This is a genomic window from Acidovorax sp. BL-A-41-H1 (assembly GCF_051942715.1).
Window position 1 is genome coordinate 202,714 of sequence record NZ_JBPVJQ010000003.1, and the last position, 18,557, is coordinate 221,270.

Annotated in this window: 18 protein-coding genes; 7 read left to right on the plus strand and 11 right to left on the minus strand. The window is 67.3% G+C overall.

Features of this window, described 5'->3' with window-relative positions:
* Positions 1–29: 29 nt before the first annotated feature.
* Both ACTPOI_RS02075 and ACTPOI_RS02080 read left to right on the plus strand, forming a co-directional pair.
* The gene (locus ACTPOI_RS02075; protein ID WP_440105915.1) at positions 30–1,187 is read left to right on the plus strand and encodes a diguanylate cyclase; all 1,158 of its coding nucleotides are present in this window, start codon (positions 30–32) and stop codon (positions 1,185–1,187) included.
* Positions 1,188–1,494: 307 nt separating this feature from the next.
* The gene (locus ACTPOI_RS02080; protein ID WP_440105917.1) at positions 1,495–2,568 is read left to right on the plus strand and encodes a diguanylate cyclase; all 1,074 of its coding nucleotides are present in this window, start codon (positions 1,495–1,497) and stop codon (positions 2,566–2,568) included.
* On the opposite strand, the gene ACTPOI_RS02085 is transcribed toward ACTPOI_RS02080, so the two are convergent.
* Together ACTPOI_RS02085 and ACTPOI_RS02090 are read right to left on the minus strand one after the other, a co-directional pair.
* Positions 2,552–3,109, minus strand: coding sequence for a DUF3617 domain-containing protein (locus ACTPOI_RS02085; RefSeq protein ID WP_440105919.1), 558 nt, complete (start codon positions 3,107–3,109; stop codon positions 2,552–2,554). The two genes, ACTPOI_RS02080 and ACTPOI_RS02085, sit on opposite strands and share 17 nt — an antisense overlap.
* A gap of 170 nt (positions 3,110–3,279) precedes the next feature.
* Positions 3,280–4,608, minus strand: coding sequence for an acyl-CoA dehydrogenase family protein (locus ACTPOI_RS02090; RefSeq protein WP_440105921.1), 1,329 nt, complete (start codon positions 4,606–4,608; stop codon positions 3,280–3,282).
* Positions 4,609–4,806: 198 nt separating this feature from the next.
* Between ACTPOI_RS02090 and ACTPOI_RS02095 the strand changes: the two genes are divergently transcribed.
* From ACTPOI_RS02095 to ACTPOI_RS02105, 3 genes are all read left to right on the plus strand, one after another.
* Positions 4,807–5,625 carry an SOS response-associated peptidase gene (locus ACTPOI_RS02095; protein ID WP_440105923.1) on the plus strand — a complete coding sequence of 273 codons (819 nt, stop codon included), beginning with the start codon at positions 4,807–4,809 and terminating at the stop codon, positions 5,623–5,625.
* A gap of 325 nt (positions 5,626–5,950) precedes the next feature.
* A complete protein-coding gene (locus ACTPOI_RS02100) occupies positions 5,951–6,937 on the plus strand; it encodes a hypothetical protein (RefSeq protein ID WP_440105925.1) in 987 nt (328 codons plus the stop codon).
* Positions 6,938–6,950: 13 nt separating this feature from the next.
* Positions 6,951–7,751, plus strand: coding sequence for a TIGR02391 family protein (locus ACTPOI_RS02105; protein ID WP_440105927.1), 801 nt, complete (start codon positions 6,951–6,953; stop codon positions 7,749–7,751).
* 103 nt (positions 7,752–7,854) lie between these two features.
* Here the strand turns inward: ACTPOI_RS02105 and ubiD are convergent, their stop codons facing one another.
* The 7 genes from ubiD to ubiU form a co-directional block, all read right to left on the minus strand.
* Complete coding sequence (gene ubiD / locus ACTPOI_RS02110; RefSeq protein ID WP_440105929.1) at positions 7,855–9,342, minus strand: 4-hydroxy-3-polyprenylbenzoate decarboxylase; 1,488 nt, start codon at positions 9,340–9,342, stop codon at positions 7,855–7,857.
* 67 nt (positions 9,343–9,409) lie between these two features.
* A complete protein-coding gene (locus tag ACTPOI_RS02115; protein WP_440105931.1) occupies positions 9,410–10,027 on the minus strand; it encodes a UbiX family flavin prenyltransferase in 618 nt (205 codons plus the stop codon).
* Positions 10,020–10,445 carry a putative zinc-binding protein gene (locus ACTPOI_RS02120; RefSeq protein WP_440105933.1) on the minus strand — a complete coding sequence of 142 codons (426 nt, stop codon included), beginning with the start codon at positions 10,443–10,445 and terminating at the stop codon, positions 10,020–10,022. Before ACTPOI_RS02120 ends, ACTPOI_RS02115 begins: the two co-directional genes overlap by 8 nt.
* A 2-nt stretch (positions 10,446–10,447) precedes the next feature.
* Positions 10,448–10,978 (minus strand): ubiquinone anaerobic biosynthesis accessory factor UbiT, encoded by a 531-nt coding sequence (gene ubiT / locus ACTPOI_RS02125; RefSeq protein WP_440105935.1) that lies wholly within the window; start codon positions 10,976–10,978, stop codon positions 10,448–10,450.
* Between the two features lie 18 nt (positions 10,979–10,996).
* Positions 10,997–11,617: a PAQR family membrane homeostasis protein TrhA gene (trhA, locus tag ACTPOI_RS02130; protein WP_440105937.1), complete on the minus strand. Its 621-nt coding sequence runs from the start codon at positions 11,615–11,617 to the stop codon at positions 10,997–10,999.
* A 67-nt stretch (positions 11,618–11,684) separates the two neighbouring features.
* Positions 11,685–12,599, minus strand: coding sequence for a U32 family peptidase (locus tag ACTPOI_RS02135; protein ID WP_440105939.1), 915 nt, complete (start codon positions 12,597–12,599; stop codon positions 11,685–11,687).
* A 136-nt stretch (positions 12,600–12,735) separates the two neighbouring features.
* Positions 12,736–13,791 carry a ubiquinone anaerobic biosynthesis protein UbiU gene (gene ubiU, locus ACTPOI_RS02140; RefSeq protein WP_440105941.1) on the minus strand — a complete coding sequence of 352 codons (1,056 nt, stop codon included), beginning with the start codon at positions 13,789–13,791 and terminating at the stop codon, positions 12,736–12,738.
* A 220-nt stretch (positions 13,792–14,011) separates the two neighbouring features.
* On the opposite strand from ubiU, the gene ACTPOI_RS02145 reads away from it, so the two are divergent.
* The gene (locus ACTPOI_RS02145; protein ID WP_440105943.1) at positions 14,012–15,199 is read left to right on the plus strand and encodes an MFS transporter; all 1,188 of its coding nucleotides are present in this window, start codon (positions 14,012–14,014) and stop codon (positions 15,197–15,199) included.
* A 78-nt stretch (positions 15,200–15,277) separates the two neighbouring features.
* Positions 15,278–16,393: a tRNA 2-thiouridine(34) synthase MnmA gene (mnmA, locus tag ACTPOI_RS02150; RefSeq protein ID WP_440105945.1), complete on the plus strand. Its 1,116-nt coding sequence runs from the start codon at positions 15,278–15,280 to the stop codon at positions 16,391–16,393.
* 100 nt (positions 16,394–16,493) lie between these two features.
* Here the strand turns inward: mnmA and ssb are convergent, their stop codons facing one another.
* Together ssb and ACTPOI_RS02160 are read right to left on the minus strand one after the other, a co-directional pair.
* Positions 16,494–17,057, minus strand: coding sequence for a single-stranded DNA-binding protein (gene ssb, locus ACTPOI_RS02155; protein WP_440105947.1), 564 nt, complete (start codon positions 17,055–17,057; stop codon positions 16,494–16,496).
* A 130-nt stretch (positions 17,058–17,187) separates the two neighbouring features.
* A complete protein-coding gene (locus ACTPOI_RS02160; RefSeq protein ID WP_440108244.1) occupies positions 17,188–18,369 on the minus strand; it encodes an MFS transporter in 1,182 nt (393 codons plus the stop codon).
* Positions 18,370–18,557 lie beyond the last annotated feature (188 nt).

Genomic DNA, 18,557 nt, shown 5'->3' on the forward strand with positions numbered 1-18,557 from the left:
GGTCTGCAGCGGCTGCGCTGCCCCAGCGCATGAAGCACCCCGTCGCACGCGCGTGGCAGCGCATCACCGACGCCGCGCTCTCTACCGACCCGCGCCGCCGCACGCTGGTGAGCATGGCGCTGCTGGCGCTGGTGCTCATGGCCAGCAGTGCCGGCGTGATGTTGCTGCTGGCCGAAGCCACGCAGACCATGAACGTCACCGCCGTGCGCTGGTGGGCTGCCATGTCGGTGGGCGGGCTGCTGGTGATGACCGCGTTTGTGCGCTCGGGCGGAACAGCGCGGCTGGGCGACCCATCGCTCACCATCCCGCAGATGGTCTGGACCATTACCAGCGGCGCAGTGGCGTACGTGCTGGCGGGCGAAGCCCGGGGCATCGTGCCGAGCGTGCTGGCCATGATTCTTTTCTTTGGCACGTTTGCACTGACCATGGCCGAGGTCATCGGCATCGGCGTGTATGCGCTGACAGCCTTTGCGTGCGCCATTGCCGTGAGCACGCGCTTTAGCGCCAGCACGTCGGGCTACCTCGACACCGCCTACGCGCTGATGGTGTTCATCGTGCTGGGTGGCTGCATTGCACTGAACCTTCGCATCCAGCGCATCCGCGCCAAGCTGCAGCGCCAGCGCGAGGCACTGGCCGAAGCCTTGGCCGTCAACCGCGAGCTGGCCACCCGCGACGAGCTCACGGGCCTGCTCAACCGCCGCGCCATGCAGGACCTGATGGCGCTGGAGCAGCGCCGCGCCCTGCGCACCGGCCGGTCGCTGATGCTGGCGCAGCTCGACATCGACCATTTCAAGCCCGTCAACGACACGCACGGGCACTCCACCGGCGACCGCGCCCTGCAGGCGTTTGCCAGCACCGTGCGCGCCAGCGTGCGCGACACCGACGTGCTGGCCCGCTGGGGCGGCGAAGAGTTCGTGCTGATGCTGGCCGAAACAGGGCCCGAGGATGCACGAGACTTGCTCGACCGTGTACGCCAGACGGTCGAAGCGCTGGAGATACCGCACGCCAGCGGCGTGGTGCGCCTGACCGTGTCTGCCGGACTGGCCCAGCACCGCACCGGCGACACCATCGACCAGACGCTGGAGCGGGCCGACCAGGCCCTGTACACCGCCAAGGCGCTGGGCCGCAACCGCGTGGTGATGGCGCCGCCCGGCAAGGGTGCGGCTGGCGTCAGCGCACGGGCCTGACCGCGCCCCACCCGTCGCGCCGTGCTGCGTCGCAGTGTTGCGCGCCACACGGCACCACACCGTACCTGACTGCACCGGACCGCGGGGTTCATGCTGCGGTGGTCATGCCGGTCCGCGCCCCGGGAAGACCCGGCACAAGTGTGGGCGTTGTCTGACACGAAAAGTTACATGATCGCCCAAGAATGGCCGGTTTGCGCCGCACGCGCTCACGTCGACATTTCAAGGAATCGTGGTGCCGCTCCACCGTTTGCCAAACTGGTCCGCCTGGCTGCTTGGCCATGATGCGAAGCGGCGCCTGCGGACCTCCATGGCAGCCCTGGCGACCGGCATGATGACGTGCTACACGCTGTTCATGTACGTGCTGGCCGAAGCCAACGGCATTCCGGCAGGCTTCGTGCACTGGTGGGGCGCACTGTCGGTGGGCGGACTGCTGGCCGCCACGGTGGCCGTGCGCACGGGGCTGAGCGCCCGCCTGGGCGACCCCTCCCTCACCCTGCTGCAGATGAAATGGGCCCTGACGTGCAACGCCGTGGCCTATGTGGTCGGCGGGCCGTCACGGGCGCTGGTGCTTCCGGTGCTGGTCATCATCCTGATGTTCGGCATCTTCGGCCGCAGCCGCCGCCAGATGGTCTACGTCATGACGTATTCGATGGTGCTGTACAGCGTTGCCGTGGTGCTGGCTGCGCAGATGCAGCACCCGCCGCCCGGGCCCGCGGTCGTGCTGGCGCACCTGACCATCGTGCTGGCCTCGGTACTGGCGGGCACCCTGATGTGCCTGCAGGTGCAGCGCATACGCGGGCGGCTGCGCCGGCAGAACATCGAGCTGCAGGCAGCGCTGGCGCAAAACCGCGAGCTGGCCATCCGCGACATGCTCACCGGCCTGCTCAACCGCCGCCACCTCACGGACCTCATGCACCTGGAAGTGCGCCGCAGCCAGCGCAGCGGCCGCACGCTGCTGCTTGCGCAGCTGGACATCGACCACTTCAAGCGCGTGAACGACACCCACGGCCACGCTGTGGGCGACCGTGCGCTGCAACTGTTTGCGCAGGCCGTGCGCGCCAGCGTGCGCGAATCCGATGTACTGGCCCGCTGGGGCGGCGAAGAGTTCGTGCTCATGCTCAGCGACACCCCGGTGGACGAAGCCCTCGACATGCTCGACCGCGTACGCCAGGTGGTGGAGGCCCTCGACATGCCACACCCCGGCGGGGTGTTTCGCGTCACCCTGTCGGCCGGGCTGGCGGCGCACCGGGTTGGCGACACGGCAGAGCGCACCCTGGAGCGGGCCGACCAGGCCCTGTACACCGCCAAGGCGCTGGGCCGCAACCGGGTGGTGCTGGCACCGCCCGCCACACCGGCTCCGGACGTCAGCGCACAGGCTTGATGGCGCCGCAGTCTGACGCCAGCCAGCGGCCCGTCTGCTCCATGTCCAGCTGCTCGGGCTTGCCAGCAGTCTGCGTCTCCACCTTGTAGCGGCCCGTGTAGGCGGTAGGGCTGCTCATCGTCATGGTGCCGCTGCCGCTGGAGCCCGGGCGACCCTGCGCGGCCGGGCAGCTGAAGGTGGTGGACAGCGTGGTCGGGCTGGTGCGTTGCAGCTTGTGCGTGCAGCCATCCTGCGCGGGAGGCAGGCGGTCCAGGTCGGCCTGCTCGGGCGTGACGCACACCTTCACGGTGGTGGCCTTGGCGCCCAGGCTCACCCCCTGCTGGGCCAGCATCTCTTCCATCTGGCGGCGCTGGGCGGGGGGCATGTCGGCCAGCGACTTCTGTGCCTGCGCCATGGCGGCTTCCATCTGGCCGCTCTGGCTTTTCATGGTGACGCTGTGCTCCCACAGGCCGGGGCGCATCTTCTGCACCTGGGCATGGGACAGGCTCGCAGTGCCAGGCAGCAGGGCCGCAGCGGCCAGGGCAAGTGCAATCTTGTGCATGGGAATGACCTCGTAGGGTTGACGCAACACACCGGTGTTTTCAGGTGCCAGTATCGCCACGCGCTGCCGGGCTGCCAAGTGCCAAAGCGCCGCGAAACCGGCGCGGCACAGGCGGGCACAGGCCAGGCTTGGCGACGCATGATCTGGATCACCGCGGCTTGGCGCTGCGCTCAGGCCCTGAGCCGCGGCGGCGCGCGCAGCTGCTCGGGCGTGGTGAAGTACGCCGCCGATGCACCCAGCGCCGCACGGCCCCGCGCCAGCTCATGCCGGGCCACCGTGCGCAGGTGCACCTCGTCGGGCCCGTCCATCAGGCGCAGTGCGCGGCCCCAGGTCCATGCCGCGGCCAGCGGCGTGTCGGGCGACAGGCCCATGGCGCCAAAGATCTGCATGGCGCGGTCCACCACGCGCTGCTGCAGGCGCGCGGCCACCAGCTTGATGGCGGCGACCTGCGCGCGCACGGCGCGTGCATCTTCTGCCTCGGCACGCACGGCAGGTGCATCCACCGCATCGCCCTGGTCCAGCAGCCAGGCCGCGTGCAGCACCAGCAGCCGGGCCTGGTCGATCTCGATGCGCGACTCGGCAATCCATTCCTGCACGTTGGCCTGATCGGCCAGCGGCTTGCCAAACGCCGTGCGCTCCAGCGCGCGCTCCGTGGCCAGTTGCAGGGCCAGCTCGCACTGGCCGACGGTGCGCATGCAGTGGTGCACGCGGCCGGGGCCCAGGCGGGCCTGTGCCATCGCAAAGCCGCCGCCCCAGTCGCCCAGCAAGTGGCTTGCCGGCACGCGTACACCTTGCAGCACGATCTCGCAGTGCCCCTCGGGCGCGTGGTGGTGCACCACGCTGATGTTGCGCACGATCTGCACGCCCGGCGCGTCCACGGGCACCAGCACCACGCTGTGGCGCTGGTGGCTGTCGGCATCCTCTGCATCGGCATTGCGGCACAGCACCACCAGCAGCCGGCAGTGCGGGTGTGCCGCGCCGGTGATGAACCACTTGCGGCCGTGGATCACCAGGTTTCCGCCCTCACCACCTTCACGGCGCACGATGGTCTGCAGGTTGGTGGGGTCGGACGACGCCACGTCGGGCTCGCTCATCGCAAAGGCCGAGCGCATGCGGCCATCCAGCAGCGGCACCAGCCACTGCGCCCGCTGCGCGGGCGTGGCAAAGCGGTGCAGCAGCTCGATGTTGCCGCTGTCGGGCGCATGGCAGTTGAATACCTCGGCTGCCCAAGGCAGACGGCCCATGGCCTCGGCCAGCGGGGCGTAGTCGAGGTTGGAGAGGCGCGTGCCCGGCTCGTCCTCGCGCAACGCAGGCAAAAACAGGTTCCACAGCCCCTCGTCGCGCGCCAGGTCCTTCAGGTCCTGCAAAAACGGCGGCGGGTACTCGCCCGCCTGCACCGCCGCGTGCCAGGCCGCGTTGTAGGGCAGCACGTAGCGGTCCATGAAGGCTAGCAGGCGCTCGCGCAGTTCACGGGCCAGGGGGGAAGGTGCGAAGTCCATGCGGCCATTGTGAAAACGCACGGCCCACGCGTCCACAACGCAGGCGACAACCCGCTTGATGCACGTCATGCCTTCGCGAAACGGTGGACACCGTCACCCGTCCTTCACTATGAAATCAATAGCTACCAGGGCAATCAAAACCTGGACTTGCGGCCGATTTGATCCAAAACTCCAGCAAACCGCAGGTACCATCGCCCGATGAGCACCCACTACGAAACCCTGGCCCACGCCGATGACTACCGCGAATCTTTCGCGGTGGATGCCCCACCCGCCCTGGGCGAGCGCCACATGTGGCCGCGCAAGCCCGGCTTCTTCATCGTGCACGCCGCCACGGCGGCCGCGCTGGCACGCCCCGCAGGCGCCGCCGCACCGCAAAAACACGCGCCAGAGCAGCCGCCCGAAGTGGCCCAAGCGCCCTCCGAATCCGCAGACACCACGGGCACCGCCGAGGCCGCTGCAAAGCCCGCGCCAGACACCACCCGCGTGCTGGTCCCCGCGCAATGGGGCCTGGTGCCGCACTGGGTCAAGTCCGCGTCTGACGCCAAGCTGCGCGCGCCCAAGCTGGTCAATGCCAAGTCCGACACCGCCTCCACCGGCACCGCGTTCCGCGACGCGTGGCTGAACGGCCAGCGCTGCATCGTGCCCATGCAGGCCTTCTACGAAGACGACCTGCGCAACGGCACCAAAGCCATCCCCACCCGCGTGGCCCGCGTGGACGGCAAACCCATGGGCGTGGCCGGTCTGTGGGCGCGCTGGCAGGGCGCCGATGGCGAGGTCATCATCAGCTACTGCCTGCTCACGGTGAACGCCAACAACCACGCGCTGCTGCACCGCTACGGCCAGCCCGGCAGCGAAAAGAGCATGCCTGCCATCCTGAACGAAGGCGCGTATGACGCGTGGCTGACGGCCCGGCCCGAGAAGGCCAAGGAGTTCATGCGGCAGTACGCGGCGCAGTGGCTGCTGGCGAACCCGGTGGAGAAGAAGGCGGACAAGGTGCCTAAGGGGTGGTTGGGGTGAGTCATAGCCAGTTGGACTGAGCTTTGTGCGCGCCCTCGCTGCCTTGGCGACTTTCGGAAACAGGCCGCGAGCACATATTTGTAGAAGCAGACAGCACAATCCAGTCTGCTTGTGTTTGGGACCATGCCCCTGAAGCTGCCCGAGCGCATGGTGGTGCCGCACATCTGCCCTATTGGCGCTTGCCGGGTTCTGAGGGATTTCTATACTTGGTTGCGCTGACGCGACTCGAAGGTCCACGTCACGCGAGAAATCGATGGCCTAGATGTCCCGCATGATCCTTTTCATTCCGCAGGTTTCGTAGACAAATCACTAAAAACCAAAAGCCATGGACCTTGTTGACACACTACGGAAGAAGATTGACGTCCTGGAGGACGGGGAGCATGTCGCGGGCTTGAAGGCAGTATTGCTGCATATCGAGACAGCTTTCCGGCATCTATCGCGCGGGCAAGATTTGGACGACGAGACGGCCTTCACAGATGCCATTTACCGTACGAACCAAGCGTTCGAAGGTAGTGTCAAAGAGGCTTATCGGGTCCTAGCTGGTCAGGATCCCGCGAAGAAGCGTCCCTTTGACATCGAAAACTATTTGGAACGGAACAACACCTTTCGGAGCCGGGTGCTCAGCCAGCTAACCACGTATCGCACCGAATGGCACAACCCATCGGCCCACGATTACAAGCTTGACTTCGACGAAAGCGAGGCTTTCCTAGCCATAGTCTCTGTATCTGCGTTCGCATGCCTACTTCTCGATCAAATTGCGGAAAAACTTGCCTATTTGAGGTCGCAAGCGGAAGCCGAAGCACAGAAAGTGGCCTTAAAAGCCAGCCTCGATAAAACAATTGATGCCGACCTATTGGTCAGAGTCACAGGACTTCTCAATCAGTTTTGCGCCATTCATCTACCGTCTATTTCGTCCTCAGGGCGGGCAACCGAATCGCAAGTGATCGGTGCACTTCATGGGTTTCTGTCCTCGGCAGCCCCGGAGCTGACGGTGCAGACCGAGGCCCGCTTGAATGAAGAAAAGTCATTCCGAGCGGACTTGCTGGTGTCGCGCGGTATTGAGAGTGTGGTCATTGAGCTCAAGCGTCGACTGAATAAGCAAAGCTATGCGAACTCAGTTGCGCAGGTAGAGCACTATTTGCTAATTGGTGGACTGAAGAATGGCATCTTGCTCTTCCTGCCAGATGGACCAAGCGAGATGGAAACGCGTGACACAGCCGTTCCAAGCATCGATGGCAGACTTGTTGTGATGTCGCCCTCGGGGTCCAACCCGGCACCTAACCAGCCGCGCGCTGGTCAGCTCTTACGATAAGGGTGCTCAACAGATGGCTGATCTGCCTTGCTTCACGTCATCGGTCCTCGAAGCGGCATGCCGCGTCCTCGGCGACACTTCAAACGGCCTCACGGGACCAGAAATCGCCTACAAGCTCGACGCTCTCAATATTCCTGACTTGGATGTCGGAGCCACGAAGTGGAAGCGACTGTTCAATGCGCTGTCCGCAGCGCAAAACGACAAGCGTATAGGCAACTACCTTGTGCTGTTCGTGAACCTAGCCATGGAGCCAGCGCGATACGTTTCCAAGCCAGACGTATTCGAGTGGCGTCGCGATGGCCTGAATGTGGCGCTTGCATTTGCTGGTTACGGCGTCAACGAACGGGGACAGGTAGTTCACACCAATCGAGAGACCACGCTGACCGGCGCGCGCGCAAGAGCCGGGCGGTTGAAAAGCAGTCTCGAAGCGCGCGGGACGCACAGAGAAGTCTTCGCATATTGCCGCGCAGAGTTGCTGGAGAACAATTACTTCCATGCGGTGTTTGAGGCCACAAAGGGCTTGGCTGATCGCATAAGAAAACTGTCTGGTTTGAACTCAGACGGAGCAGAGTTGGTGAACGAGGCCTTCTCTGTGAAGGCACCGCTGATTTGCCTTAACTCACTGGAAAGTGAGACCCAACGGAGTGAGCAAAAGGGAGTTGCCAACTTGCTCATCGGTCTCTTCGGGGCTGTTCGAAATCCTCTCGCACATTCGCCGAAAACAAACTGGCCAATGCCTGAACAGGACGCCTTAGATGTGTTGGCACTGTTGTCGTACGTCCATAGAAAGCTAGACGGATCAAGCGGTCCATGAGGAAGCCGTCGCGTCGGTCGTTTCGCGTACTCCTCGCGTAGAAAGCTCGGTCCTCGCGACGCCTTTCCCACGGGCCCGGTCGAACATTTGTGTGACAAAGACCTCACAACCCCAACCCCACAAACAGTGCCTCCGCCCGCTTCACCACCGCCTCCTCCATCCGCATCGGTCGCCCCCACTCCCGCTGCGTCTCGCCCGGCCACTTGTTCGTGGCGTCCATCCCCATCTTGCTGCCCAGGCCGCTCACGGGCGAGGCGAAGTCCAGGTAGTCGATGGGGGTGTGCTCCACCATCATCGTGTCCCGGGCCGGGTCCATGCGGGTGGTGATGGCCCAGATCACTTCTTTCCAATCACGCACGTCCACATCAGCGTCGACCACCACGATGAATTTTGTGTACATGAACTGGCGCAGGTGGCTCCACACGCCCATCATCACGCGCCGCGCATGGCCGGCGTAGGCCTTCTTGATGCTGACCACGGCCATGCGGTAACTACAGCCTTCGGGCGGCAGGTAGAAGTCCACGATCTCGGGGAACTGCTTTTGCAGCAGCGGGATGAACAGCTCGTTCATCGCCAGGCCCAGTACGGCGGGCTCGTCCGGCGGTTTGCCGGTGTAGGTGCTGTGGTAGATCGGGTCGCGCCGCAGGGTGATGCGGTCCACGGTGAGCACGGGGAACTCGGCGCATTCGTTGTAGTAGCCGGTGTGGTCGCCATACGGCCCTTCCAGCGCGTGTTGCCAGCCGCTCGGGTGATTCGCATCGGGCTGGATGTGGCCTTCGAGCACGATCTCGGCGGTGGCGGGCACTTGCAGCGGCACGCCCAGCGCGGGCGTGACCTGGGTGCGGGCGCCGCGAAGCAGACCGGCAAACTGGTATTCGCTCAATGAATCGGGCACGGGCGTGACGGCGCCTAGCAGCGTGGCGGGGTCGGCGCCCAGTGCCACGGCCACGGGGTAGGGCTGGCCGGGGTGTTGGGCGCAGTGGTCGGCAAAGTCGAGCGCGCCGCCGCGGTGGGCCAGCCAGCGCACGATGACCTGGTTGCGCGAGAGCACTTGCTGGCGGTAGATGCCCAGGTTTTGCCGGGCCTTGCGCGGGCCGCGCGTGATGGTCAGGCCCCAGGTGATGAGCGGGGCCACGTCGCCGGGCCAGCAGTGCTGCACGGGCAGGCGGGCCAGGTCTACATCCGGCCCCTCCCACACCTCTTGCTGACATGGGGCGTTGCGGCCCACGGTGTGCGGGGCCATGTTCCACAGCGTCTTGAGCAGCTGGCCCATGCCCAGCATGTCCTTGAAACCCTTGGGCGCCTCGGGCTCCTTGAGGGTGGCCAGCAATTTACCCAGCGCACGCACGCCGCGCAGGTCGGCCACGCCCATGGCTCGGGCCACACGGTCTGTCGTACCAAAGAGGTTGGTGAGCACCGGCATGCGGTGGCCGGTGGGCTGGGTGAACAGCAGCGCCGGGCCGCCCGCGCGCAGCACGCGGTCGCTCAGTGCGGTCATCTCCAGGTGGGGCGACACAGGCTCTGCCACGCGGCGCAGGTCGCCCGTAGCTTCGAGCTGGGCCATGAAGTCGCGCAGGTCGGTGTAGGGCATGCTCCGGGGTACTTTTTGGGTCAAATCGGCCTGTAGCGCTTTTTCTATAAGCACTAGCAGCTATCAATCAAATAGCAGTCTGCACGCCAGGCATGTCCAGCCCCTCCCAGCGCGGCGCCAGGTCGTGCGGCAGGTCGATGAGGTCGAGCACGCGGGCCACGCTGTAGTCGACCACTTCGCCCACGCTCTGCGGGCGCAGGTAGAAGGCGGGCAGCGGCGGGCAGATGATGCCGCCCATCTCGGTCACGGCGACCATGTTGCGCAGGTGGGTGAGGTGCAGGGGCGACTCGCGCACCATCAGCACCAGGCGGCGCCGCTCCTTCAGAGCCACGTCGGCGGCGCGGGTGAGCAGGTTGTCGGCCAGACCGTGCGCAATGGCGGCCAGGGTGCGCATGGAGCACGGCGCCACCACCATGGCGTGGCACTGGAACGAGCCGCTGGCAATGGCCGCGCCCACGTTGGCCACGTCGTGCACGCGGTGGGCCAGGGCCTCCACGGCGGGGCGGGCCATATCCAGTTCGTGCTGCAGGTTGCGCCAGCCGGCGTCCGACACCACCAGGTGCGTTTCCACCCCCGGCTGGCCCTGCAGCACCTGCAGCAGGCGCGCGCCGTACACCGCGCCGCTGGCGCCCGAGATGGCGACGATGACGCGGCGAGGGTGCTGCGGGGCAGGTGCGTCAGCCATGCGATGCCTCCGCCGCCGCGGGATGGGCGGCAGGGCCCACCAGCGGCTGCGCCTGCTGGTCGGCCTCGACCTGTTCCAGCACCAGGGCGGCCTGCACGGGGTCGAAGTCTTCGTGCGCGCGCTTTTTCACGCCGTATTGCTGCAACTGGTAGTGCCGCCCGGGCGCGATGCCGTGGCGCGCCAGCGTGCTTTTGACGCACACCAGCGGGCAGCCATCGAGCGCAATGATGGGGCGGCCCGAGCGCGCGGTTTTCATCAGGTGCGGCACATCGCCGCCCACGCCGGCAATGCACGACATCTCGGCCACGCCGCGGCGGTCGAGCTGCAGCGCCACATGGTTGGCCAGCTGCGCGGCACTGGAGCAGCCCGAGCAGGAGTAGACGATGGGGTGGTTCGGATCGGTGGGCATGTAATTCATCCTCAGCGGGAGCGCGATGGCGCGGCGGCGCCCAGGCGCTGGCGCAAGCGGCCCAGCACCGAGCGCGGGGCCAGTGCCTGTTTCCACTGGCGCGGGTCGAGCACGGGCAGTTCGATGGCGTCGAGCGCGTTCTTGACCACCAGGCCCAGTTCGGTGTCGCCCTCCATCGACAGGCGGCGGCTGAAGAACAGGGTGTCCGGGTCCTGCTGGCGCTGGGCCAGCAGCAAGAAATCGTGTGCGGTGGCGCCCAGCGTCACGTCGGCCACGGCCGGGGGTACCAGCGGCGCGTGCGGCGCAAAGCGCTGGCCGTTCCAGGCAAAGTCAAAGGCCACGCGCGCGTCGCGCACCTGCACGCGCATGCGCTTGTGCAGCAGCAGGCGGCCCACATCGGCCGGCAGGTGGCGTGCCAGCGCCAGGTTGAGCGCCGTGACCAGCAGCAGCGAGCCGGGGTAGGCCGGCAGGCGCGAGAGCACGGCACCCACCGGTGGTGGAACAACGCGGGGAAACGAAACAGGTGATTCAGATGCAGCCATGGGACAGAGCGTGGCCGTTCAGGCCACGTAGAAAAGCACGGTAAAGAAGTGGCAGACACTGCCCGCCAGCACAAACAGGTGCCACAGCCCATGGCCGTGGCGCACGCGGTGGTCCAGTGCGTAGAAGACGATGCCCAGCGTGTAGCAGGCACCGCCCGCCAGCAGCCAGCCAAAGCCGGCGGGCGTGAGCGCCTGCCACAGCGGTACCACGGCCACCAGCGCCAGCCAGCCCATCAGCACGTAGATGACGAGCGACAGCACGCGCGCACCGCGCGCCCACCAGATCTCTTGCGCAATGCCCAGCAGGGCCAGGCCCCACACCACGCCCATCAGCGACCAGCCCCACGGCCCGCGCAGCGAGACCAGTGCAAACGGGGTGTAGCTGCCCGCGATCAACAGGTAGATGCTGCAGTGGTCGAGCTTTTGCAGCACGGCCTTGATGGCGCGGCGGCGCACGCTGTGGTACGCGGTGGAGGCCGCATACAGCGCCACCAGCATCGCGCCGTAGATGCTGAAGGACACGACCTTCCAGGGGTCGCCCATGCGGGCGGCCAGGGTGACGAGCACGGCGGTGCCGGCGGTGGCCAGCAGCGCCCCGACCAGGTGGCTGATGCTGTTGAAACGTTCTCCGGCGTACATCGGGTCTTTCGTGCGAGGTGTGGTGGTAGGGTGATGGCAGCGGGCGTCAGGCGGCGGCCGCGCAGGCCTAGCGCGATGCCACCTGCTCCAGCCCGGGGCGCCCCATCCAGTAGCCGTTGCAGGGCTCGCCGGGCATCAGCGGCGCCAGCCGCGCTGCCGTGGCGGCGGGCGATGGTGGCGGGGGCGCCTCGCGGCGCGCGTCGTCAAAGGCGGCGATCACGTCGGGCATGTGTTCGGACTGCGGGCTCAGGCGCAGCACGTCCACGCCCAGGGCGCGCATGTCGGCCATCTCGCTGGCCAGGTTGTAGATGCGGGCCGACTGGGTCTGCGTGCCGTTGAGCACCAGAAAGCCCTCGCTCTCGCGCGTGCGCAGCAGCAGGCCGTCGGGGTGTGCGATGCAGCTGAACTGGCAGTCGTCCTTGGGCAGGTTGCGGTGGCGCGCGGTGAAGCACCGGGCCGAGTGCGCCAGCGGCATGCGGCCCCAGGCAAACACCTCGGTCTCCAGGCCCGCTGGCCGCTGCGCCAGCACCGCGGCCAGCGCATCGCGCGACATCTCCAGGGGCATCACCCAGCGGCGTGCGCCCAGGCCAGCCATCCACTGCAGCGCGTCGGCGTTGTAAAGGTTCAGGTGCGGGCCGGCCACGAATGCCTGGCGTTCACCGGGCTCGCGCGTGAGGCAGTGCACCGCGCCCATGTCGTTGGCCTCTACGGCAAATTCGGCCTGGCCTGTGACCTTGTGCAGCGTGCTCACTTCAGCGGTGGATTCGATCAGCACCTGGGAGGAGAGCACCACCTCCTTGCCCGCGCTGCGCAGCATGGCCGCCAGCGCCAGCCAGTCGGCCAGGCGCAGCTCGTGGCGGCGCGAGCACACGGTTTCGCCCAGGTAGATCACATCCACCGGTGTGGCCGCCATGGCCTCGTAGAACGCGAACACGGTGCCGCGGGGCCAGTAGTACAGCAGGGGGCCGAGGGAGAGTTTCATGGGGAGAGATCGAAGGTTTTCGTTGCGGTGCCACGGGGCCGAAGGCGGGGCAAGGACATTGCACTGGGTGTGGCCCAGGCCCGCGGACGCCGCGCAAGGGCTGCCCTGCCGCGCAGCGGCTCAGGTGGATGGCACATCATTTCCAGGGGCGGTGGTATGCCCCCAGCGTGTGCTGCTGCCCCTCGGCCACCTGATCGAGCTGCGCCATCCACTGCGTTTTGGGCGCAAAGCGGTGCGGGCTGGCCTGGCACTGGTCGATGGCCTCGCGCCACACCTTCGTGACCTGCGCCACGTAAGCAGGGCTGCGCTGGCGGCCTTCGATCTTGATGGCACGCACGCCCATCTTGGCCAGCTGGGGCAGCAGCTCCAGCGTGTTCAGGCTGGTGGGCTCCTCGATGGCGTAGTAGTTCTCGTCGTCACCCACGTCAAAGCGCCCCTTGCACAGCGTGGGGTAGCCGGCGTTCTCGCCCGCGCCGTAGCGGTCGATCAGGATGCCGTTCAGGCGCGACTCCAGCCCGCGCGGCGTTTCTTGCCAGCGCACGGCCTTGGCGGGCGAGCACACACCGTGCGTGTTGGGCGACTCGCCGGTGGCGTACGACGACAGGGCGCAGCGCCCCTCCACCATCACGCACAGGCTGCCAAAGCCGAACACCTCGATCTCGACCGGCGTGCGGTCGATCACCTGGCGCACCTGCTCCAGCGACAGCACACGCGGCAGCACGGCCCGCACGATGCCGAACTGCTCGCGGTAGAAGTTGATGGCCTCGTGGTTGGTGGCCGAGCCCTGCACCGACAGGTGCAGCCGCAGCTGCGGGTGGTGCCGCACGGCGTACTGCATGAGGCCCGGGTCGGCCAGGATGACGGCGTCCACGCCCAGGGTAACCGCCTTGTCGAGCGCGCTGCGCCAGGGCCCGGGGTTGCCCGCCTGCGGGTAGGTGTTGAGCGCCATGAACACCTTGCAGCCGCGCTGGTGGGCGTAGGCAATGCCGCTGGCAATGGCGGCCTCGTCAAAGTTCAGACCGGCAAAGTTGCGGGCGTTGGTGGCGTCACGCAGGCCCAGGTATACGCAGCTGGCGCCGTGGTCCACCGCGGCTTTGAGGGCGGGCAGGCTGCCGGCAGGGCAGACGAGTTCAGGTGCTTGGGGGATGTCGGCGGCGGCGGGCGCGGTTTCCGGGCGTGTCGGGGAGTCCATCATGGGCAAGAAGTTGCGGGCCTCCGAATGGAGAACCCAGGCGATGGGCGCGACGATAGTGACAGCGCCGCGTGTTCCTGCTGATGTGCATCAACCGCGGTGCACAATGCCAGAGCAAAGTAGTTGGGTTTTGATGCGGCACAGTTTCGCAACGGCACCCGCGCGCTGCTTGCGCCGTGCCGCCCTCCCCTTTTCCCCTACTCGCTGCCGCGCTCCTGCCGTGAACAAGAACCTCTGGTTGCTGGCCCTGTGCCAAGGCCTTTTCCTCACCAACAACGTCGTCTTCATCGCCATCAACGGGCTGGTGGGCCTGCAATTGGCGCCCTTTGGCTGGATGGCCACGCTGCCGGTGATGGGCTACGTGGTGGGCGGGGCGCTGGCCACGCCGCTGGTGGCGCGCTCGCAGTCGCTGTGGGGCCGCAAGGTGTCGTTCCAGATCGGCCTGGCCGTGGGCGCGGCGTCGGCGGCGCTGTGCGCCTGGGCCGCGTTTCAGGGCAACTTCTGGCTGCTGTGCGCGGCCACGGTGGTGGCGGGCTACTACAGCGCCAACGGCGGTCTGTACCGCTTTGCAGCGGCCGAGCTGTCGGCGCCCGACTACCGCGAAAAAGCCGTGTCGCTGGTGCTGGCCGGCGGCCTGCTGGGCGCCATAGCGGGGCCCAACCTGGCCAGCGCCACGCGCACGCTGTTCCCGGTGCCGTTTGCCGGGGCGTACATCGCGCTGATCGGGGTGGCGCTGCTGGGCATGGTGTGCATGGCCGCGATCCGTTTCGAGGCCGAACGGCCCGTGCTCAACGCTGCGGGCGAGGTGGCCCGGGGACGCCCGCTGGGCGAGCTGATGCGCCAGCCGGCCTTCATCGTGGCCATCATGGGTGCTGCGCTGGGCTACGGCGTGATGAACCTGCTGATGGCGGCCACGCCGCTGGCCATGCAGGTGTGCGGCTTTGACTTCGATGCGTCGGCGCTGGTGCTGGAGTGGCACGTGATCGGCATGTTTGCACCGGGCTTCTTCACCGGGCACCTGATCAAACGCGTGGGCGTGCTGCCGGTAATGGGGGCAGGCGTGGTGCTCAACCTTGCCTGCGTGGCCGTGGCGCTGATGGGGGTGGAGCTGCACCACTTCGGCGTGGCGCTGTTCCTGCTGGGCGTGGGCTGGAACTTCCTGTTCACCGGCTCCACCACGCTGGCGATCACCGCCTACCGGCCGGAGGAAAAGGACCGCGCCCAGGCCGCCATCAACTTCTGCGTGTATGCCACGCTGGCACTCAGCGCGTTCTCGTCGGGCGTGCTGGTCACCACGCAGGGCTGGACGCTGCTGAACGCGGGGTCGCTGATGCCGATTGCTGTCACCGGCGCGGCGCTGGCCTGGCTGGGGCTGCAGCGTCGTCGTAGTGCGCCGCCTGCAGTGTGAAGGTACGGGGCGCAGCGCAACGGGGGCCTTTGCGGCGCACCCGTCCCGCCTGGCCTGTACAAAAATACAATCAGGCCAATGACAGCAAGCACCAGACAACGCGTGGTCGTCGGCCTTTCGGGCGGCGTGGATTCGGCCGTGACCGCCTACCTCTTGAAGCAGCAGGGCCACGAGGTGGTCGGCATCTTCATGAAGAACTGGGAAGACGACGACGACAGCGAATACTGCTCGTCCAATGTCGACTTTGTGGACGCTGCGGCCGTGGCCGATGTGATCGGCATCGAGATCGAACATGTGAACTTCGCGGCCGACTACAAGGACCGCGTGTTTGCCGAGTTCCTGCGCGAGTACCAGGCGGGCCGCACGCCCAACCCCGATGTGCTGTGCAACGCCGAGATCAAGTTCAAGGCGTTTCTCGACCATGCCATGCGCCTGGGGGCCGAGAAGATCGCCACGGGCCACTACGCCCGCGTGCGCCACAACCCCGCCACGGGCCTGCACGAGCTGCTCAAGGGGCTGGACCCGGGCAAGGACCAGAGCTACTTTTTGCACCGCCTGAACCAGGCGCAGCTGGCCAAGACGCTGTTCCCCGTGGGCGAGCTGCACAAGACCGAAGTGCGCCGCATTGCCGAAGAGATCAGCCTGCCCAACGCACGCAAGAAAGACTCCACCGGCATCTGCTTCATCGGCGAGCGGCCTTTCCGTGAGTTTCTGAACCGCTACATCAGCCACGCGCCGGGCGCCATTGAGGACGAGCGCGGCCGCAAGGTGGGTCGGCATGTGGGGCTGTCGTTCTACACGCTGGGGCAGCGCCAGGGCCTGGGCATTGGCGGCGTGAAGGAAAAGGGCGCGCAGCGCGGCGGTGGCGAGCATGCGCCGTGGTTTGTGGCCCGCAAGGACCTGGCCCGCAACACACTGCAGGTGGTGCAGGGGCACGACCACCCCTGGCTGCAGTCGCACCGCCTGACGGCGCAGGACGCCAGCTGGTGCGCCGGCCATGCGCCCGCGCCCGGGGCTTATGCCGCCAAGACGCGCTACCGCCAGCAGGATGCGGCCTGCACCCTGGCGCCCACCCCCGAAGGCTTTGCACTGCAGTTCCCCGAGGCCCAGTGGGCCGTGACGCCCGGCCAGAGCGCCGTGCTGTACGACGGCGATGTGTGCCTGGGCGGCGGGGTGATTGCGGCGATGGAATGAACGGGGTGCGCAGGGCTGCACGCCGCTGCACCATGAAAAACGGCCCGGTGGCTTGCGCCCCGGGCCGTTTTTTCTGAACGCTGAACGCTGAAAGCAGCGATCAGAACGGAATGTCGTCGTCCATGTCGTCAAAGCCCGAGGCTGCGCGGGGCGCCTGTGCCACGGGGGCCGGGGCGGGGCGCTGCATGGGGGCGGGTGGGCGGGCAGCCGGGGCGGCCGCGCGGCGCGGGGCCTGGTCGTAACCACCGCCCTGGTCGGCACCACCACCGTAGCCGCCGTCGTCGTAGCCACCACCACCACCGCCGCCTTGCTGGCCGCCGCCCATGCCCTGGCGGCTGCCGAGCATCTGCATCTGGTCGGCGCGGATCTCGGTGCTGTACTTTTCCACGCCGCTCTGGTCGGTCCACTTGCGGGTGCGCAGGCTGCCTTCCACGTACACCTGCGAGCCCTTGCGCAGGTACTGGCCTGCGATCTCGGCCAGACGGCCGTTAAACACCACGCGGTGCCACTCGGTGGCTTCCTTCATCTCGCCCGACTGCTTGTCCTTCCACTTGTCGGTGGTGGCAATGGTCACGTTGGCCACCTGGTCGCCGCTGGGGAAGGTGCGCATTTCGGGGTCGCGGCCCAGATTGCCGACGATGATGACTTTGTTGACGGATGCCATGTGAGTGCCTTGGAAAAGTAACGAAGGAAGCGCCGGATTTGAGGGAATTCCGGGCGCCAGAGCGCAGCATTGTGCCGCAACACCCACCGGCTGTGGGTCAGCATTTGCGCCTTTCCGGGCTTGCGCCTTGTCAGTGGGCGCGGCCCCGCCCCACGGGCCGCAGGGGCCAGGTCAGCACCAGCCACAGGGCCGTGAGCGCGGCTGTGGTGGCAAAAAGGCCCGGTGCGCCCGCCCACTTGACCAGCGCGCCGCCCAGCGCACCGCCGGCAAACAGCCCCAGCGACTGCAGCGTGTTGTAGCTGCCCAGCGCCGCACCGCGCACATGGGCCGGCGCCATGCGCGAGACCAGGCTGGGCTGGCTGGCCTCCAGCGCGTTGAAGCCGCAGAAAAACAAAAACAGCAACGGCCCCAGCAGCCACAGCGTGGGGGTGGCGCCGCTGGCCGACAGCCACCACAGCCCCGCCTGCACCGCCAGCACCAGCCCGATGGCGCCCAGCAGCGCGCCGCGCAGGCGGCCAGCGCGCTCCAGCGCAAACAGCCCGCCCATGGCGGCAAACGACAGCACGACGGCCGGCAGGTACACCTGCCAGTGGTGGTCTTTGGAAAGGCCCGCCTGCACCAGCATGGCGGGCACCGCGACCCACATCGACAGCTGCACGGTGTGCAGCACGAAGACGCCCAGGTTCAGCCGCAGCAGATCAGGGTGCGACCAGACATCGGCCAGCCGGCCGCGCGGCGCCTGTTTGAGTGCGCCAGATTCGGGCGGCACCCACCACAGCATCACGGCCACACCCGCCAGCGCCAGCAGGCACGTCAGCGCAAACAGGCCCGAAAGGCCAAAGGCCGCGGTGAGCACCGGCGCGGCCACCAGGGCCACCGCAAACATCAGGCCGATGCTGCCGCCCACCATGGCCATGGCCTTGGTGCGCACCTCGTCGCGGGTCTGGTCGGCCAGCAGCGCCGTCACAGCCGCAGACACCGCCCCGGCACCTTGCAGGGCACGCCCCACCAGCAGCCCGGTCAGCGAATCCGCCAGCGCGGCCAGCAGGCTACCACCGGCAAACACCAGCAACCCCAGCACGATCACGCGCTTGCGCCCAAACCGGTCGGACGCCATGCCCAGCGGCAGCTGCAACACCGCCTGCGTGAGCCCGTAGATACCCATGGCCAGCCCCACCAGGGCCGGGTCATCGCCGCCGGGGTACTTGCGGGCCTCCAGCGCGAACACGGGCAGCACCAGGAACAGGCCCAGCATGCGCAGCGCAAAGATCAGCGCCAGGCTGACGCTGGAGCGGCGCTCCTGGGCAGTCATGCGGGTGCTGGGGGACGGCGGCTGCGCGGCGGTATCTGACAGGGAGGGGGAGGAATCCGGCACGGTGTGCGCTTGAGGCCAAGTGGAGCAAAGGGGGGATTTTCGCCCATTGGCCGGTGCGGCGCCGCTCAGCCAGGACAGCGCCCCGGTTTTCAGTGGTGCTGCTGCCGGCACTCCCCTGAAGCGAA

Excerpts from the sequence above, each read along its gene's own strand:
- ACTPOI_RS02075 (WP_440105915.1), top strand. The coding sequence starts at position 30 with ATGAAGCACCCCGTCGCACGCGCGTGGCAGCGCATCACCGACGCCGCG.
- ACTPOI_RS02080 (WP_440105917.1), top strand. The coding sequence starts at position 1,495 with ATGGCAGCCCTGGCGACCGGCATGATGACGTGCTACACGCTGTTCATG.
- ACTPOI_RS02085 (WP_440105919.1), bottom strand. The coding sequence starts at position 3,109 with ATGCACAAGATTGCACTTGCCCTGGCCGCTGCGGCCCTGCTGCCTGGC.
- ACTPOI_RS02090 (WP_440105921.1), bottom strand. The coding sequence starts at position 4,608 with ATGGACTTCGCACCTTCCCCCCTGGCCCGTGAACTGCGCGAGCGCCTG.
- ACTPOI_RS02095 (WP_440105923.1), top strand. The coding sequence starts at position 4,807 with ATGAGCACCCACTACGAAACCCTGGCCCACGCCGATGACTACCGCGAA.
- ACTPOI_RS02100 (WP_440105925.1), top strand. The coding sequence starts at position 5,951 with ATGGACCTTGTTGACACACTACGGAAGAAGATTGACGTCCTGGAGGAC.
- ACTPOI_RS02105 (WP_440105927.1), top strand. The coding sequence starts at position 6,951 with ATGGCTGATCTGCCTTGCTTCACGTCATCGGTCCTCGAAGCGGCATGC.
- ubiD (WP_440105929.1), bottom strand. The coding sequence starts at position 9,342 with ATGCCCTACACCGACCTGCGCGACTTCATGGCCCAGCTCGAAGCTACG.
- ACTPOI_RS02115 (WP_440105931.1), bottom strand. The coding sequence starts at position 10,027 with ATGGCTGACGCACCTGCCCCGCAGCACCCTCGCCGCGTCATCGTCGCC.
- ACTPOI_RS02120 (WP_440105933.1), bottom strand. The coding sequence starts at position 10,445 with ATGAATTACATGCCCACCGATCCGAACCACCCCATCGTCTACTCCTGC.
- ubiT (WP_440105935.1), bottom strand. The coding sequence starts at position 10,978 with ATGGCTGCATCTGAATCACCTGTTTCGTTTCCCCGCGTTGTTCCACCA.
- trhA (WP_440105937.1), bottom strand. The coding sequence starts at position 11,617 with ATGTACGCCGGAGAACGTTTCAACAGCATCAGCCACCTGGTCGGGGCG.
- ACTPOI_RS02135 (WP_440105939.1), bottom strand. The coding sequence starts at position 12,599 with ATGAAACTCTCCCTCGGCCCCCTGCTGTACTACTGGCCCCGCGGCACC.
- ubiU (WP_440105941.1), bottom strand. The coding sequence starts at position 13,791 with ATGGACTCCCCGACACGCCCGGAAACCGCGCCCGCCGCCGCCGACATC.
- mnmA (WP_440105945.1), top strand. The coding sequence starts at position 15,278 with ATGACAGCAAGCACCAGACAACGCGTGGTCGTCGGCCTTTCGGGCGGC.
- ssb (WP_440105947.1), bottom strand. The coding sequence starts at position 17,057 with ATGGCATCCGTCAACAAAGTCATCATCGTCGGCAATCTGGGCCGCGAC.
- ACTPOI_RS02160 (WP_440108244.1), bottom strand. The coding sequence starts at position 18,369 with ATGACTGCCCAGGAGCGCCGCTCCAGCGTCAGCCTGGCGCTGATCTTT.